Source organism: Nocardia sp. CC213A, from assembly GCF_030766805.1.
Lineage (GTDB): Bacteria > Actinomycetota > Actinomycetes > Mycobacteriales > Mycobacteriaceae > Nocardia > Nocardia otitidiscaviarum.
The window spans coordinates 128,100-143,705 of sequence record NZ_JASFXA010000022.1; the positions used below are offsets into that span (position 1 = coordinate 128,100).

Below are 15,606 nucleotides of genomic sequence, written 5' to 3' on the forward strand. Positions count from 1 at the left end.
GGTGGCCCGTAGGTGCGGTGATTCGCGGCCGGGGAAGTCATCCCGACCTGATCGAGGAGAATCACAGTGATCATCGATACGCATGTGCATCCCACCAACCTGGTCGACGAAGCCTGGCGGCACACCGGCGAACCGTTCACCGGGGAGCGCGTTCTGACAATGATGGACGGTCCGTTCTGGATCAACGGCAAACCCCGCCGGGTCGACGTCAGCTGCATCATGCCGCCGCCGGGAAATACCGCCTGGCGCGAGGGAAATCGCAGTGGCCGCGAGGGAATTCGCGACTATCAGGCGTACGTCACCTCACTGGTCCAGAAATACCCGGACCGCTTCGTCGGAAATTTCATCTACAACCCCCGCTTCGGGCCCGAGAACGGTGCCGCCGAACTCGCGTTCCACGTCAAGGAATACGGGTACAAGATGATGAAGCTGCACGCCAACATGCACTCCTACCGCCCGGACCGGGCGCTGGACTGGCTGCGCCCCGCCCTGCGCGTGTGTGACGAGCTCGGCGTGACCGTGCTGATCCACACCGGTGACGGCCCGTATTCCATTCCCACGCAGTTCTATCCGATCATCCGGGAATTCCCGGGCGTCAACTTCATTCTCGGCCACTTCGGCATTCAGACCGGCGGTGTCTACTGTTTCGAGGCGTTCTGGATGATCCAGGACTCCACGAATGTCATCGGCGAATCCGGCTGGCTGCTGCAATCGCGCATCGTGGAATTCGCGAAGGAGATGAAGAAGAGCAAGATGGTGTTCGGCACCGACTCGCCGCCGAACGAGCCCGGCATGTGGGCCCGTGAACTGGAGGTCCTGTGCCATGAGCCGCCGCAGGGGCTGAACCTCTCGGAAGACGATCTCGAAGGCTATCTGGGCAACAATATGGCGAAACTGCTCGGACTGGCACCGACCCCGCCGCCGAAGGACCGGGCCGAAGCGGAGGCGTACCTGCGCGGCGACGTGGTGCAGGCATCGGCGACGAATTCGCATGCCGACCACTACAGCGACTACACGCCTTCCGCCTGGGCGGAGGAAGCCGCGCTGGACGCGGGTCGCTAGCGGGCCGTCCCGAGGGCGCGAGCGCGACGTGGCTTGCGCCCCCGAGGATTCGCTGTCGCATCGGATCCGACGACGAGGGAGAGCTTGCGGCGCTCGCCACCCGCGGGCTCGTCCCGTGCGGTGGCCTGCGAGAGCCGCACGCGCAGGCGGGAAATATGTTGCCGGGCAGCCTGTTCGGCCAGGTCCGGATCGCCGGTCGCCATCGCCTCGACGATGCCGATGTGCTCGTCGAGCGCGAACCGCGGTGCCTGCGCACCGCGCCACAGCGAATGCAGCGCGAGGTGCGAGCGTCCCGCGATGGGCTCCAGGGTGGCCGTGAGATGCGGATTTCCGGCGATCTCACGAATGGTCCGGTGGAAGCGGACATCCAGTTCGATATGCGCCGCCTGATCCGCGCCCGCGCTCAGCACACCCTCGTGGTCGGCGATGATCTCGCGCAGCGCGGACAGCCCCGCCGCGTCCAGGCGCTCGGTCGCCAACCGCGCGGCGAGTCCCTCCAGCAGTTCGCGCACCACGTACAGCTGTCGGAGGTCTGCGATGTCGACCTTGCTCACCTGCGCGCCGCGATGCGAGATGTGGGTGGCCAGCCCCTCGTAGATCAGGCGCTGCACCGCCTCGCGGACCGGCGTGCGGCTGACTTCGAGCTGGCGCGCCAGTTCGGGCACGCTCAGCGCCGTGCCGGGGGTGAGCTGATTGCGGAAGATCGCCAGCTTCAGCGCCTCGTAGGTGCGGTCGGTGAGTAGCTCGGCGGCGGAGGAGTTCTCCGGTGCGGGCGACTCGGGCATGACGATCGGTCCTCCTGGTGGGCGATGCAGGCCATGTTACATGCAATGTTCCGGGTGCCCGCCGCCGTGTCCGGTCATGCGGCCTGTGGAACGAAACACGTTGACAGACAACCTAATGCACGCGCCAATCAGGAGGAGACACCCCATGAACACATCCTTGGACCCCCGATCCGGCCGGAGTCCGCGATGACCGCCCTGGTGCGCGGCGCGCGCACGCGGGAGGGATACGGCGTCGGCGACCGCGCGCCGCGGCCCGACGGCGCGCTGAAGGTCACCGGGGAGTTCGCCTACTCCTCGGACCTCTGGATGGAGGGCATGGTGTGGGCGACCACCGTGCGCAGCCCCCATGCCGCGGCGCGCATTCGAGGCATCGACGTGAGTGCCGCCGTGGCGCTCGCGGGCGTTCACGCCGTTCTCACCCACGAGGCCGTCCCCGGGGCGAAGACCTACGGCATGAAGATCGCCGATCAGCCGGTGCTGGCGATCGATCAGGTTCGGTATCAGGGCGAGCCGGTCGCGCTGGTGGCGGCGGACGATCCGGAGACCGCGCGGCGGGCGGCCGAACTCGTGGTGGTCGACTACGAGGTGATGGATCCGGTCACCGATCCCGAAATCGCACTCGACGCGGATACCCGAGCCGTGCACGGGGATTCGAATCTGGTGCGGCACGTCAAGATTCGGCACGGCGATATGGAGCGGGCGCGTGCCGAGGCCGACGTCGTGGTCACCGGCGACTACGAGGTGGGCATGCAGGACCAAGCCTTCCTCGGGCCCGAATCCGGCCTGGCCGTCCCCGCGCCCGACGGCGGCGTCGAGCTGTACGTCTCGACGCAGTGGCTGCACAAGGATCTCGAGCAGCTCGCGCCCTGCCTGGCGCTGCCGCCGGACAAGGTGCGGTCGACCATGGCCGGGATCGGCGGTGCGTTCGGCGGCAAGGAAGACCTCTCGGTGCACGTGCACGCCTGCATGCTGGCGCTGCGCCTCGGCAAACCCGTGAAGATGGTGTACAACCGCTACGAATCCTTCTTCGGGCATGTGCATCGTCATCCGGCCACCATGCGGTTCGAACACGGGGCGACCCGGGACGGGAAACTCGTCTACGTCAAGGCGCGGCTGCTGCTGGACGGCGGTGCCTACGCCTCCACCTCACCGGTCGTGATCGCCAATGCGGCGTATTTCGTGGCGGGCGCGTACGAGGTCGCGCACGCGGAGATCGACGGGTTCGTCGTCTACAGCAATAATCCGCCGTGCGGGGCGATGCGCGGATTCGGAGCCGTGCAGTCGGCCTACGGATGCGAGTCCAATATGGACAAGCTGGCTCGCGAGCTGGGCATCGACCCGGTCGAGCTGCGGCTGAAGAACGCCATGACCACCGGCACGGTGCTGCCCACCGGCCAGCCGGTGGACGGACCGGCCCCGGTCGGCGCACTGTTGTCCGCCTTGCGGTCGCGACCGATGCCGCCGTCCGAGAGCAGCCGGGATCTGCGGCTGCTGCCCGGAGGGGTGGGGAACACGACGCACGGCGAGGGGATACGCCGGGGTGTCGGGTACGCGGTGGGCGTCAAGGCCACCGGCTACTCGGGCGGGGTAGACGACATCTCCACGGCGCGGGTGACGCTGTCGATCGCGGCGGGCGAGCCCGTCGTCTCGGTGCACACCGCGGCGGCGGAATGCGGGCAGGGGATCACCACGGTGCAGTCGCAGATCGCCACCACCGAACTGGGTGTCACCCAGGTGGTGGTGCTGCCCGCGGACACCCGGATCGGCGATGCGGGCTCGGCGTCGGCGTCGCGGATGACCTGGATGTCCAGCGGTGCCGTCCAGGGTGCCTGTCGGCAGGTGGCGGGGGAGATCCTGCGCCGTGCCGCAGCGGCACTGGGACGCGATGCCGCTGGTCTCGCGCTGCGTGATGACGCGGTCGTCGACGCCGGAAGCGGTGATCCGGTGGCGTCGATCGCGGAGCTGGTCGGAACCGACACCGTGGAACGGGTTTTCGTCTATCGGCATCGGCCGACCCAGACCATCGATCCCGAACGCGGCCAGGGCAATGCGCATGTGGCGTTCTCGTTCTGCGCGCATCGCGCGGTGGTCGACGTCGATGTGGAACTCGGGCTGGTGCGGGTGGTGGAGCTCGCCGTCGCCCAGGATGTCGGCAAGGCCATGAACCCGCTCGCGGTTGAAAGCCAGATCGAGGGCGGCAGCGCGCAGGGCCTGGGGTTGGCGCTGATGGAGGAGATTCTCGTGGACGACCATGGGCGGGTGCGCAATCCGTCGTTCACCGACTACCTGATTCCCACCATCCTCGATGTGCCGGATATGCCGATCACGCTGTTCGAGTTCCCGCACCCGGACTCGCCGTACGGTCTCAATGGCGTGGGGGAGCCGCCCACCCTGTCGTCCACACCGGCCATCATGAACGCGCTGCGCGACGCCACCGGCCTGGACCTGCCGCGGGTTCCGGTGCGGCCCGACGAGATCGCCTTGCGCACCGGGTAACTCGGCTCGTTCTCGCCCTCGCGCCTCACCACAGTGCGAGGGCGAGAAAGAAGTCGACGCGATCCTCGAGGCGGGACAGGTCCCGCCCGGTGAGTTCCTCGACGCGCTCGATCCGGTAGCGCACCGTATTGACGTGCACATGCAGCCGGTCGGCGCAGGCGTTCCAGCCGCCGGACGCGCGCAGGAAGGTCTCCAGGGTCAGCACCAGGTCGGTGCGGTGCTGCCGGTCGTAGGTGTGCAACGGGGCCAGCAGACGTCCCCGGAAGATGCGCCGCACCTCGTCGGGGACGCTGGACAGCAGCAGCATGTGGGTCGCGAGCTGGTCATGGCTGACGACGCTCGCGGGCTCGGCGCCGGCCGCGGCGGAGCGGCGGGCGTAGCGGGCCTCCTCGACCGCGCCGCGCAGTCCCGCGCGGTCCACGACGCGACTGATGCCGAAGGAGAGGCGCACGCCGTCCAGGCCCGCCGCCAGCACCTCGGCGGCACAGCGGATCTCGTCGACGGCCGCGCTGTCGGCGGGGACCAGCGCGATACCCTCGTCCCCGATCATGCCGACCGCCGGGCTTCGGCCGTACAGGACCTCGCGCAAGACGATTCGGATCATCTCGTCGTGCCGACCCGGCGATGCCGCGGCCGCCACGGCGATGTAGCGCTGCCCGGACCGGTGGCCGGTGAAGTCGAGACGCGAAACCACCTCCGCCGGTTCGGCTTCACCGACGATCATGTCGACCAGCTCCTGCGCGATCCGCTCGGCCGTGGTCTCCCGGTCGGCTCGGGCGCGCTCCAGGGCGACCACGGCGGTCAGTTCGCGCACGACCGCGCGCCGCTCCTCCGGCCATTCGCTCCGATCGCCCTCGCACACCAGATACCAGTCGGCCACCCGTGCGGTGCCGTGCTCGCTGATCGCGAAAACCGTGTACGGACTCGCGGTGTCGCGGAGGACCAGGGGCAGGCGGCGGGTGCCCAGCGTGGTGCCGAGCCGTTCGATCGGCGGTGTCGGCGCTCCCGCCACCACACGCCCGGTGAAGGTCAGCACCCAGCAGCGCATCCCGAGGTCACGTTCGATCAGGCCGAGCACCGATTCCAGCCCGCGCCCCGAGACGACCTGGCGGTGCCGGTCCAGCACCGCACTGAGGTGCGCGGACCGGCCGGTGGCGACACCGCGATTGACCTGCTCGGTCACCCGCGCGAAGGTGACGGACTCCGGAACTCGCAGCAGCGGAATGCGATGCTCACGGCACGCCTCGATGACGTCCCGCGGGATCCCGCCGTAGCGGGCCGGTCCGGCGACCATCCCGGCGGCCCCGGACCGGGCCAGCGCGCGCACGAAAGCCGCGCTGTCGGAGGCGTGCTGCCGCCAGTGCAGGCCGGTGATCACCAGTTCGTCCCCGGACAGATAGCGGCTGGGATCCAGCAGATCGGTGGTGACCGCCCAGCGCACAGTGCGGTCGAGGTCTTCTTCGCCGCTGATGAGTTCGAGACCCAGATCCGCCATGGCGAGCACGGAGCGCAGTCGCACGGTCGACACGCTAACAGCTGTGCCCCTTGGACATACCCACAAAGACGTTCGGGTGAGCTGGGCCACATTCTGGGCTTTCCGCGTCTGGCCGTCGGTCGCCGTTTCGGGTCTACTGGCCTGTGTCGCGCGGATTTCATCGGCCGAATACCGGTCCGAGCGCGTCCACTCGGCTGCCGGGCGGTTTTTCTGTCCATTGCGCCGAATGATGTCGCCGTTGCCGTCCGGCGGGCGTTTCTACCGTGGAAAGGAAGCTGCCCGATGCGTGTGACGTGCACCGTGAATGGCTCACCGGAGACCGTCGACGGAGCGTGGGAGGGCGAGAGCCTGCTCACCATGCTCCGCGAGCGAATGGGCCTCCCCGGCTCCAAGAACGCCTGCGAGCAAGGCGAATGCGGTTCCTGCACCGTGTATGTGGACGATACGGCCGTCTGTTCCTGCCTGGTGGCGGCGGGCCAGGTCGAAGGCCGTGCGGTGCGGACCGTGGAGGGGCTGGCCGACGGATCGGAATTGGATCCGGTGCAGCGGGCGTTCATTCACGCGGGCGCGGTCCAATGTGGTTTCTGCACACCCGGGTTGATCGTCCAGGCACACGACCTCATCGACCGCAATCCGAATCCCTCCGACGCGGAAATACGGGAGGCGCTGGCCGGAAACCTCTGCCGCTGCACCGGATACGCCAAGATCCTCGACGCGGTCCGGCTGGCCGCCCAGCGGAAGGCGACCACCGAATGAACGCGTCGCGGGGCGAATTGCCCGTCGGTGCCGAATAGGGGTTGTCCGATGCTGGATCTACTGGACCGACTGCACGACTGGCATACCGGCGGGATGCGCGCCGCCCTGGCCACGGTGGTCGACACCTCCCTCAGCGCACCCCGCGCACCCGGTGCGGCCATGGCGGTCTCCGAATCCTTCGAGGTTGTCGGCAGTATCTCCGGCGGTTGCGTGGAGGCCGCCACGGTCGCGCTCGCCGAAACCGTCCTGGCCTCCGGCATTCCCATTCGCGAGCACTTCGGCGTCACCGACGATGACGCCCTCAGTGTCGGCCTGACCTGCGGCGGCACCATCGACGTCTACGTGGAACCGGTCACGGACGCGCTGCTCGAGCACCTGCGCGGGATTCGACGGGCGCTGCGCGAACGCCGCTCGGTGACCGTGGCCACCGTCATGCCCGACGGTGGTCTGCCGGCCCGCTTCCGGTGCGAGGACGGCACCATCATCGGTCCGAAAACCGCACTGCCGCACTGGCTGCCACCGCTGCTGTCCGCCGAGCGCGACGAGCTGATCCGCGTCGACTCGGGCACCGTGTTCATCCAGATCTTCACTCCCGTGCCACGTCTGATCATCTTCGGCGCGGTCGACTTCGCCAGCGCCCTGGCCCGGCTGGCGAAACCGCTCGGCTATCACGTCACCATCTGCGACGCCCGCCCACTGTTCACCACTCCCGAACGCTTCCCCGAAGCCGATGAGGTCGTGGTGGATTGGCCGCACCGCTACCTCGACACCATCGAACCGGATCACCACACCGCCCTCTGCGTCATGACCCACGACCCCAAATTCGACCTCCCCCTCCTGGAACGAGCCCTGCAACGCCCCGCCGCCTACATCGGAGCGATGGGCTCGCGCCGAGCGAGCGCCGACCGCATGAACGCCCTCCGCGCCCGCGGCATCACGCCCACCCAACTCCGCCGCCTACACGCGCCCATCGGCCTCGATATCGGAGCCGCGACCCCCGCCGAAACCGCCGTGTCGATCCTCGCCGAGATCCTCGCCGCCCGGGCGCAACGCTCGGGACGACCGCTGACCACCGGGACCGGCGCGATCCACGCGCGGCATCACCGCCATGAGGCCATCCCGCCCCACACCGTCGATGCCGCCCCTGGCGGCCACCCCGCACCACAGGGATCGTGAGGTGACCTCCTCCGGCAAGGGGGAGTCGAAAGGAATCGTTTCGCCCCGGATGACTGTCGCGGTAGAAACCCCAGCACGACCAGACGATAACGCCGCCACACAGCACCAGAATCGCCAGCAGAGCCCATGCGTCCCACGGCATTACAGCCTCCATTCGGATCAGGTACCGAGCGGTTGGTAATGGTTTGGATGGATTCGTTCGTGGCTCGGTGCTGTCAACCTTTCTCGAATTGGCAGTTCCACGAAGCTGATTCCAGCTACGCTGATGGAACTCCATTGCGGACTAATCCAGTACGGCGATTCCTAAATAGTGAGGCTAATCAAAATGATTGGATCTTCGCTTCCTCGCAGGGCGCTCGGTCGCCTCCTTCGGCAGTACCGGATCAATGCTGGAAAGGGGCAGCTAGCAGCGGGTTTGCACATTGAAATCTCCCCGCAGAGCATCGGCCGCATGGAAGATGGGCGAAAGATCAAAATCGTCACGTCTCAGATCAAGGACCTGCTCGATCTCTACGGCATCGCGAATCCCAGCGACGCGCGTGACGAAGTCCTGGGCCTCTGGCAGGAAGTCAGGCAGCAAGACCATGCTGCGAAATTGCAGGGCGACACCAAAGGCTGGTGGCGGTCGTACCGAGATCAGTTCGCCGCGCATTTCGACCACTACCTGAGCCTGGAATCCTCCGCCCATCGGCTGACCTCACACCAGCTCGCACTGGTGCCCGGTCTGCTCCAGACGCCCGACTACCGCCGAGCCATGATTCGCGCGGACGACCCGAGCCTCTCCGCCGTCGATGTCGAGCGCCGTCTCGAATTGGCTGCCCGCCGACGAGTCAGGCTCGATGACAGCGGCTTCCGCCTCGATGCCATCCTCTCGGAGGCGGTGCTCCGCCATCAGCCTGGCGGTTGCGCGGTGATGGACGGCCAACTTCGGCAACTCACCGCTGACGGCGACCGGGAGAATGTCGCGATTCGAATTGTGCCCTTCAGTGTGGGTGCCCACGGCGGCCTGGTGGTCCAATCGTTCACCCTGCTCGAATTCCCGCCGTTGGCAAGCAGATTGGTCGAACCACCGGTGGTGTATGTGGAGGGTTACGAAGGCGCGCTGTTCTTGGAGCAAGCCGATGTAATCGACCGTCATCGCCGGGCGATCGCCAATCTCGGCGAGGTAGCGTTGAGTGAGGACGACTCCAGGGAGCTGGTGTGGAGAATCGCGAAGGAGTACCAGGCGTGACGGTCGATCTATCCGAAGCCCGGTGGTTCAAATCCAGTAAGTCCCCCAACGCTTCCGAATGTGTGGAGGTCGCGTTCATCGGTGCGGTTGCCGAACATGTCGGGGTCCGAGACTCGAAGGACCCGACCGGCCCGGCGCTCGTCTTCGATTCCGCCGGCTGGGATGCCTTCGTGGGCGCGCTGCGATCCGGGCGGCTCGATCACGCCTGAGCCAAACCTCGCGGTTCGTGTGCGCTGTCCGGGGTCGGTCGGTGACCTGCGGTGTCATCTCGAATCGTGGATGTGTCCGGCTTCTCTCGAACTCAGTCTTGCATGGTTAATATTAACCATGCAAGACTCGAGTTATGAACACGCCCTCCTACCTCGCGCAGTCCGCCTTCCCGCTGATCTGGCCGCTGACAGCGGTCGTCGGAGCATTCATCCGGACCCGGCGCAGCCCCTCCCGTCGAGCCGCACTGGACACCTGGCAGCGCTGGTGGGCGGTCACCGCCCTCGGCTTCGGCAGCCTGTGGATGACATTCATGTTCCTCGCGGCCCCCGACGCGATGGCCACCGCGATCGGCTTCGCCCGAACCCCCTTCGAATTCGAAATCGCCTGTGCCAACCTCGGTCTCGCGGTCATGGCCTTCCGGGCCGCCGCGCCCTCGGCCACCGACCGTGAACGCGTCACCATCGGCCTCGGCGCGGGCATGTTCCTATGGGGCGCACTGATCGGCCACCTCTACCAGTGGTTCGCCAACGGTGACCACGCCCCCGGCAACACCGGCGGAGTCCTGGTCTGCGACCTGCTCTTCCCCGCGGTCATGATCGCCCTCGCCAGCTACTCGCAACGGCTGTCCGCCTCGGAGCGCGCCGCCGGCCGCGTGGGCTGATGGTCAATCTTAACCGGGCAAGACTCCGCTATGCTCGACATGTGGACGATGGACTCGCGGACCTACTGCACCGAGTGGTGTTCCTGCTCGGCGAAGCGACCCGGCGGCGCGCCGACAACTCCGACGGCCTGACCTACAGCCAAATGCGCCTACTTGGCACCCTGGAAGAAATCCAGCCCGTCACCCAACACCAACTCGCACAAGCACTCTCGGTCTCCGACCCCGCGATCAGCCGAGCCCTGCGCCCCCTCGAAGACGCCGGCCTCGTCCGAATCACCCCCGACCCCGACCACGCCCGCCGCCGCCTGGTCACCCCCACCGAAGCCGGCCGCACCGCCTTCCACGCCACCGGCAAACCCCTCTACGACGAACTACGCAAGGCACTCCTGGCCGCCGACTTCCCCTACGACCGCTACCTCCGCGACACCGCCCGCCTGGCCGAACTCCTCGAATCACCCCGATAGTCCGTACTCGCTCCCGGTTCGGTGTGCCTCGAAACGAAGTCGTTCCGTCGGTTGGCCGGTGACCCTGCTGAGCCACCGCCGGAGCAACTCGACAATGGTCACATCACAAACCTCCTCTAGGCTGACAGTGAATGGAACCCGTCAACCGGACCCAGGCGGTGGATCCCTGTTGAACGAGGTGACCGTTCTCGTGAATCTGCTGCGCTCCCTGGCTGGCCGACTCCCGGACGACGACCTGGCCACCCTGCGCTCCCTGCTGGCCGCCCGCGAACTGGACGACCTGGAGCGCTCGCTGGAAGTCAAGATCCACTACTACGGCATCGATCTGAGCACCGAGCCGCACGGTAGCGAACTGCGGTTCGTCCCGGCCGACCCAGATGGCTCGCAGGTCGAGCACGACCTGTTCGCGCGCGCGACGCGCCACCCCGCTCTGCGCCGGATTGTGAAGGCGCGCAGGCTCCAGCCACCCGAAGCGGTGGTGTACGTCGTCGAGTACGCCGCGGGTGCGGATGTGTCCAGGCTTCAGAACGCCTTGGAGCTGGACACGGCGCTGGTCGAGGTGGTCGCCGAGGACGAGGAGTTACCGCCGTACCAGGCCGCCGCCCTCGCCGCCGGCCGCCGAATCTGGCCGACTGGGAGACTGGATGAGTAGCACGGCCGGTGTGGGTGGCGGAGTTGCCGGTTGCCGCTGCGCTATTTCGCGGCCTGCTCACTGCAGAACACCACATCGAGGAGCCGTTCCAGTATCTTCGGGTACTCCACGGCCGGATTGATCGCGGCGTCACCGGTGGTGATCGAGGCAGTCAGCGTCTTGCTGCCGTCGGGCGTGCTGTACATCAGCGCGCCGTAGCCGCCCGGAGGGCTGCCGTTGTGCCGCAGCACGGTGCCTCCGCAGTTCGGGCCCAAGTCCTCCACGAAAACCCCGAGCCCGTAGCCGAGCTGCCCGTGTGGTGTGCGCATCTCGGACAGCAGCGACGCCGGCAGGAGTTCGCCGCTGTTCAGCGCTGAGAAGAACGTATGCAGATCCTGGGTGGTGGAGATGATGTCACCGGCGGCGGGCAGCAGGGAAAGGTTCTGGCGGGCGACGTCGGTCACCTTCCACTCTCCACCGTCCTGGTAGCGGTAGTAGCCGTGCGCGTGCGGGCCCGGGAGTTCGTCGTTCTCCGGGCTCGGGATCACGGTGCCCCGCAGGTCGAGCGGCCCGAGAATTCGCCGCTGCATTTCCTCGGCATACGGCCGGGCGGTGACCTTCTCTATCAGCAGCCCTGCCAGCGTGTAGTTGGTGTTGGAGTAGCTCTGGTCCGTACCCGGCGTGAACCGCAGTGGCTTCGACAACGCCAGTCGCACCAGTTCCTCTGGTCGGTAGGAGTGGAATCGGTTGTCGACCCATTCCTTGTCCTTGGCGGGAATCCCCGGCACGATCGACCCGTCGGCGAAGTATTCGCCGGTGTAGTTGAAGATTCCGCTGGTGTGTTGCAGCAGCATTCGTACCGTGATCCGAGGATCAACGCCGAGTTCGGGCAGAAAACCGGCCACCGGGTCGTCCAGCCCCACTCTGCCTTCTGCAACCAGCTGCAGCACCAGGGTGGCGGTGAACGTCTTGGCGTTGCTGCCTGCCCAGAACCGCCCGTCCGTCGGCGGCTTCGCGGACTCGCCCAGCTTGCTGACCCCGGCGCTACCGACCCACTCGCCCCGCTGATCGTGCACGCGCATCTGCACCCCGGCGTAGCCGGCGTCGACGACGGCCTGAATTGCCTTCTGCAACTCCGGGCGATCCGGCTCGGCGGCGGCTTCCGGGCCGTTCGCGCAGCCTGCCGTCCCTGCTAGCAGCACGGCCGCCAGCACCGTCGCGCCGGCACGCCACCGGGCCCCCGTCGTCCAGGATTTGTTGTTGGTACCCATATTTTTTCGCGGTGGTGAGACCGCGGTCGATGAACTGGTCATGACCGGAACACTCGCCTGTCGCCCTGACATCAGCCTGATACCGAACCCCTCTCGACGGTGAACCCGTATCAGCGCCACATCAGGTCCGTGTCCGCAGGCCGGACGAACCTCCCCGGCATGGAAAACACACAGCGACCCGCTGCTGCCACCGAACGTATGAAATCGAACCGCTGGGTGAATCGGCTCTTAGCCGACCAGCACCCCCTGCCACTGTCAGTCGCGCTGCACCTGGTCCCCGGAGTCCTGATCGTCGCCACCTACTTGCTCTGCACCGCACCGTTGGTCGAATCCATCGACGGCCCGCCTTTCCTGGGCTGGATGCTGGCCATGTGCCTGGCGCTCGCGCCCGTCGAGCTCGGCCTGCTGTTGTGGCTGGGGCGTCGGCGCAATGGCCGGTACTCGCTGGACGGTGTGGTGGGCTACCTGGGAAAACCCCTTCCGCGTATGCGGCTCACCCTCATCGTCGCCGCGCTGATCACATGGTTTGTCGTGCTGGGATTCGCACTCATGCCCGTGAGCGACTTTTTCCAGGAATGGTTGTTCCGGTGGGTTCCGTTCGAGAGCGCGGGCGGCGGCGTCACCAAACTGCTCGACGGCTACCCGCACACCGTCGTCCTCATCACCCTGGCGTCGAGCATTCCGCTGACCGGACTGTCCTTCCCGATTATCGAGGAGCTGTACTTCCGAGGTTTCCTACTCCCTCGGATCTCCCGTATGGGCCGGTGGGCGCCGCTGGTCAACACGACCCTGTTCTCGCTGTATCACTTCTGGTCGCCCTGGGCGCTGCTGACCAGAGTGGTATTCATCCTTCCGGGAGTATGGCTCGTGTGGCGAAAGCACGATCTGCGCCTGTCGATCGGAATGCACGCCGGCACTACGCTATTGGTCGCGACGTTCGCCACCCTGGCGATGCTGCTGAACTTCGGCTGAAGCTCAGGGCTGGCTCGAACCGGAACGGCTGCTAGTCCGTCGACTCAATCCGAATCCGGGACTTTGCGGCTCCACCGCGATCGTGGTGGGCGTCCGTCGTACACGAACAGAGAACTGAGCTGTCACCGTCGGCGTTCCGACCCTTTCGCCGGCCCGGTCCGGCGGATGCGGTTGATGGTCGAATCAATCATCGAGTGCGCCGCCGGAGCTTCCGCATACTGCGGGACCGAAAGGCCCCGTCATCCCGGCGCGCTTTTGGCCGGGATCCACATGGCGGTCGAGCCGATCGCGGTGGATTCCGGCCGAAAACATGCCGGAATGACGGGGGACGCCTTACCTGTCGAACCTCGATGAAGCGCGGCGTCAGGCGGCGGGGCAGTTGGTGGTCTTCGGCAGTTCGAGGTCGAGGAGATACCGGTCGGCTGCGTTGGTCGTGCACGCGGTGCGGTCGTAGACGCCGTGACCCCAGCCGTCGTAGGTGAGCAGCGTGGTGCGCGGGGTCTGGGCGGCGACCTGGACTGCCCACTCGTGCGGGGTGGACGGGTCGTGGCGGGAGTTGAGGATCAACAGCCGCGGGCCATCGGTGATCTGCGGGTGATGCGGCGGGTTCGGGGGTGGGGTCGGCCAGCCGGAACACATACTCGCTGCGCCCCATGCGAAATGCAGGCCCAGGGTAGGAGCATTGGTGCGCTGCTGTCGCCAGAGGCGTTGCCAGGTTGTCTGGTCCGGGATATCGAAGCGCCAGTCGGAGCAGAAGATGAGCTGTGGTGCGGGGGTGGGGGTTCCGGTCGACCGCGGACGCATGGGGAGCTGCGGATCGACGGGTGGACGGGCCGCGAGGGTGTGCAGGTCCTTCGCGAGGGCGGGCCACTCGGGGCGGTAGAGGCGCTGGGTCACTTGGGCACTCAGATCCAACGGGGTCAGCCGCCGGTCCGGAGTATTGGGGTTGGGCAGCTGTCCGCGCGCGGCGACGGTGTAGAGATCGCCGTATAGCGCGTGCACATCGGTGCCGTGCAGAGCGCACTCCGTTGCCCGCGCACACCAGTCCGCGAACTCCGCGAAGGCGTCCTGACCCGCCCTGGCTTCGGTGGCGAGGAATCCGGTCCCGTCCAGGCTGTGGTCATCCACGCTGTTCATGAGCGAGGCGCGCAGGCGCTGTGGGAACAGTTCCGCGTACGCCTGGGCGGGCATCGTGCCGTAGGAACGGCTGTACAGGTTGATCCGGTTCTCGCCGAGGGCGATTCGCAGCGCCTCCACATCGCGGGCGACGCTCACCGCATCGACATGGTCGATCAGCGGCCCGGTGTGCGCCCGGCAACTGTCCGCGAGTTCCTTCGTGTAGGAGTGCACTTCGTCGATCCGCCCGCCATTGTCCGGGTCCAGATTCGGCCGTCCGGCGACGAGTCCGGCATCGCACTGCACCTGGTGGCTGCGGCTCACCCCGCGCGGATCCAGGCTGACGATATCGAAGCGAGCGCGCAGCTCCTCGGAAAAGCCTGCCCCGCGAAGGATTTGATCGACACCCGAGGTACCGGGCCCGCCCGGCAGCGACACCAGCGTGCCGACCTTGCGCTCGGCATCGTCGGCCCGATCACGGATCAGAGCGATATCGATGGTGTCGCCCCCTGGCTCCGACCAGTCGATCGGCACCGCCAGCGAAGCACAGTCATACCCGGCATTTTCCACACAGGGCTGCCAGTCCAACGAAGGGTCCGGTACCGCGGTCGTGGTGGCGGCACACCCACCGACCCCCACCGCCGCGGCCACCAGCACGAGAGCAATCCGAGTTGCGAACATGCCCACGATCATCGAGCCGCCCTCCCACACCGCACATCCCACCGGAGAGCCAGCACGGGTAACCCTCCGGTACTGCACCACACCGTCACCGCACACCCGTCCGACACAGCCGCCGCCCCACGCGGTTCGGACGTGGTTGATGGTCGGATCACGATCCTCGGCTAGGCTGACGGGCGGCTGAAAGTGAATGAAAAGTCGTCTACCTGGCTGAGAACATGCTGGTCAGGAAGTGTGCTCCCCGCACGCGCGGGGATGAGCCTGGGACGTGCAGGGCGAAGCCGGGATCGTGTGGGTGCTCCCCGCACGCGCGGGGATGAGCCCTCATTCCCGCCCTGCCCCGAATTCCATGGGCACTGCTCCCCGCACGCGTGGGGATGAGCCCTGCCGGTAGATCTCCAACGGGCCTTGGTCGCGGTGCTCCCCGCACGCGCGGGGATGAGCCATCATGTCGTGATCGCCTGGGTCTGGCTCGAGTGACCGCCGATGTCCTCGGTCACGCGGACCCGTCGATGACCCAGCGCGGCCATATGGCCCGCGGGCGTGTGCATCCGGCAGCTGCCGCCGCTTGCAACAAGCGGTCAGTGTGAATCGCCCCGTGT

14 protein-coding genes and 1 pseudogene are annotated in these 15,606 nt (G+C 67.1%); 11 read left to right on the top strand and 4 right to left on the bottom strand.

Features of this window, described 5'->3' with window-relative positions; all coding sequences use genetic code 11:
* The first annotated feature begins 66 nt into the window (after positions 1 to 66).
* Positions 67 to 1,062 (top strand): amidohydrolase family protein, encoded by a 996-nt coding sequence (locus tag QJS31_RS31330; RefSeq protein WP_306358406.1) that lies wholly within the window; start codon positions 67 to 69, stop codon positions 1,060 to 1,062.
* Here QJS31_RS31330 and QJS31_RS31335 read toward each other — a convergent pair.
* Complete coding sequence (locus tag QJS31_RS31335) at positions 1,059 to 1,847, bottom strand: GntR family transcriptional regulator (RefSeq protein WP_306358407.1); 789 nt, start codon at positions 1,845 to 1,847, stop codon at positions 1,059 to 1,061. The genes QJS31_RS31330 and QJS31_RS31335 overlap by 4 nt on opposite strands.
* A gap of 186 nt (positions 1,848 to 2,033) precedes the next feature.
* Between QJS31_RS31335 and pucD the strand changes: the two genes are divergently transcribed.
* On the top strand, positions 2,034 to 4,343 hold the full coding sequence (gene pucD, locus QJS31_RS31340) for a xanthine dehydrogenase subunit D (protein WP_306358408.1): 2,310 nt from the start codon (positions 2,034 to 2,036) through the stop codon (positions 4,341 to 4,343).
* A gap of 25 nt (positions 4,344 to 4,368) precedes the next feature.
* Here pucD and QJS31_RS31345 read toward each other — a convergent pair whose 3' ends face one another.
* On the bottom strand, positions 4,369 to 5,862 hold the full coding sequence (locus QJS31_RS31345; RefSeq protein ID WP_306358409.1) for a PucR family transcriptional regulator: 1,494 nt from the start codon (positions 5,860 to 5,862) through the stop codon (positions 4,369 to 4,371).
* Positions 5,863 to 6,120: 258 nt separating this feature from the next.
* On the opposite strand from QJS31_RS31345, the gene QJS31_RS31350 reads away from it, so the two are divergent.
* The 7 genes from QJS31_RS31350 (at position 6,121) to QJS31_RS31380 (ending at position 10,988) form a co-directional block, all read left to right on the top strand.
* A complete protein-coding gene (locus QJS31_RS31350) occupies positions 6,121 to 6,594 on the top strand; it encodes a (2Fe-2S)-binding protein (protein WP_306358410.1) in 474 nt (157 codons plus the stop codon).
* 48 nt (positions 6,595 to 6,642) lie between these two features.
* Positions 6,643 to 7,770 (top strand): XdhC family protein, encoded by a 1,128-nt coding sequence (locus tag QJS31_RS31355; RefSeq protein ID WP_306358411.1) that lies wholly within the window; start codon positions 6,643 to 6,645, stop codon positions 7,768 to 7,770.
* A 325-nt stretch (positions 7,771 to 8,095) separates the two neighbouring features.
* Entirely contained in the window at positions 8,096 to 9,001 is a 906-nt protein-coding gene (locus QJS31_RS31360; protein WP_306358412.1) for a helix-turn-helix transcriptional regulator, read from the top strand.
* Positions 8,998 to 9,210 (top strand): DUF397 domain-containing protein, encoded by a 213-nt coding sequence (locus tag QJS31_RS31365; RefSeq protein WP_306358413.1) that lies wholly within the window; start codon positions 8,998 to 9,000, stop codon positions 9,208 to 9,210. The genes QJS31_RS31360 and QJS31_RS31365 overlap by 4 nt, the downstream gene beginning before the upstream one ends.
* Positions 9,211 to 9,344: 134 nt before the next feature.
* On the top strand, positions 9,345 to 9,872 hold the full coding sequence (locus QJS31_RS31370) for a DUF6790 family protein (RefSeq protein ID WP_306358414.1): 528 nt from the start codon (positions 9,345 to 9,347) through the stop codon (positions 9,870 to 9,872).
* 41 nt (positions 9,873 to 9,913) lie between these two features.
* Positions 9,914 to 10,336: a MarR family winged helix-turn-helix transcriptional regulator gene (locus QJS31_RS31375; RefSeq protein WP_306358415.1), complete on the top strand. Its 423-nt coding sequence runs from the start codon at positions 9,914 to 9,916 to the stop codon at positions 10,334 to 10,336.
* Between the two features lie 169 nt (positions 10,337 to 10,505).
* Positions 10,506 to 10,988, top strand: coding sequence for a hypothetical protein (locus QJS31_RS31380; protein ID WP_306358416.1), 483 nt, complete (start codon positions 10,506 to 10,508; stop codon positions 10,986 to 10,988).
* Positions 10,989 to 11,029: 41 nt separating this feature from the next.
* Here QJS31_RS31380 and QJS31_RS31385 read toward each other — a convergent pair whose 3' ends face one another.
* Entirely contained in the window at positions 11,030 to 12,280 is a 1,251-nt protein-coding gene (locus tag QJS31_RS31385) for a serine hydrolase (protein ID WP_306358417.1), read from the bottom strand.
* A gap of 57 nt (positions 12,281 to 12,337) precedes the next feature.
* On the opposite strand from QJS31_RS31385, the gene QJS31_RS31390 reads away from it, so the two are divergent.
* Positions 12,338 to 13,210: a CPBP family intramembrane glutamic endopeptidase gene (locus QJS31_RS31390; protein WP_306358418.1), complete on the top strand. Its 873-nt coding sequence runs from the start codon at positions 12,338 to 12,340 to the stop codon at positions 13,208 to 13,210.
* Between the two features lie 363 nt (positions 13,211 to 13,573).
* Here QJS31_RS31390 and QJS31_RS31395 read toward each other — a convergent pair whose 3' ends face one another.
* Positions 13,574 to 15,007 carry an alpha/beta fold hydrolase gene (locus QJS31_RS31395; RefSeq protein WP_306358419.1) on the bottom strand — a complete coding sequence of 478 codons (1,434 nt, stop codon included), beginning with the start codon at positions 15,005 to 15,007 and terminating at the stop codon, positions 13,574 to 13,576.
* A gap of 452 nt (positions 15,008 to 15,459) precedes the next feature.
* Between QJS31_RS31395 and QJS31_RS37465 the strand changes: the two are divergent.
* Positions 15,460 to 15,594: pseudogene (locus QJS31_RS37465) on the top strand (site-specific integrase); the annotation flags it as partial.
* Positions 15,595 to 15,606 lie beyond the last annotated feature (12 nt).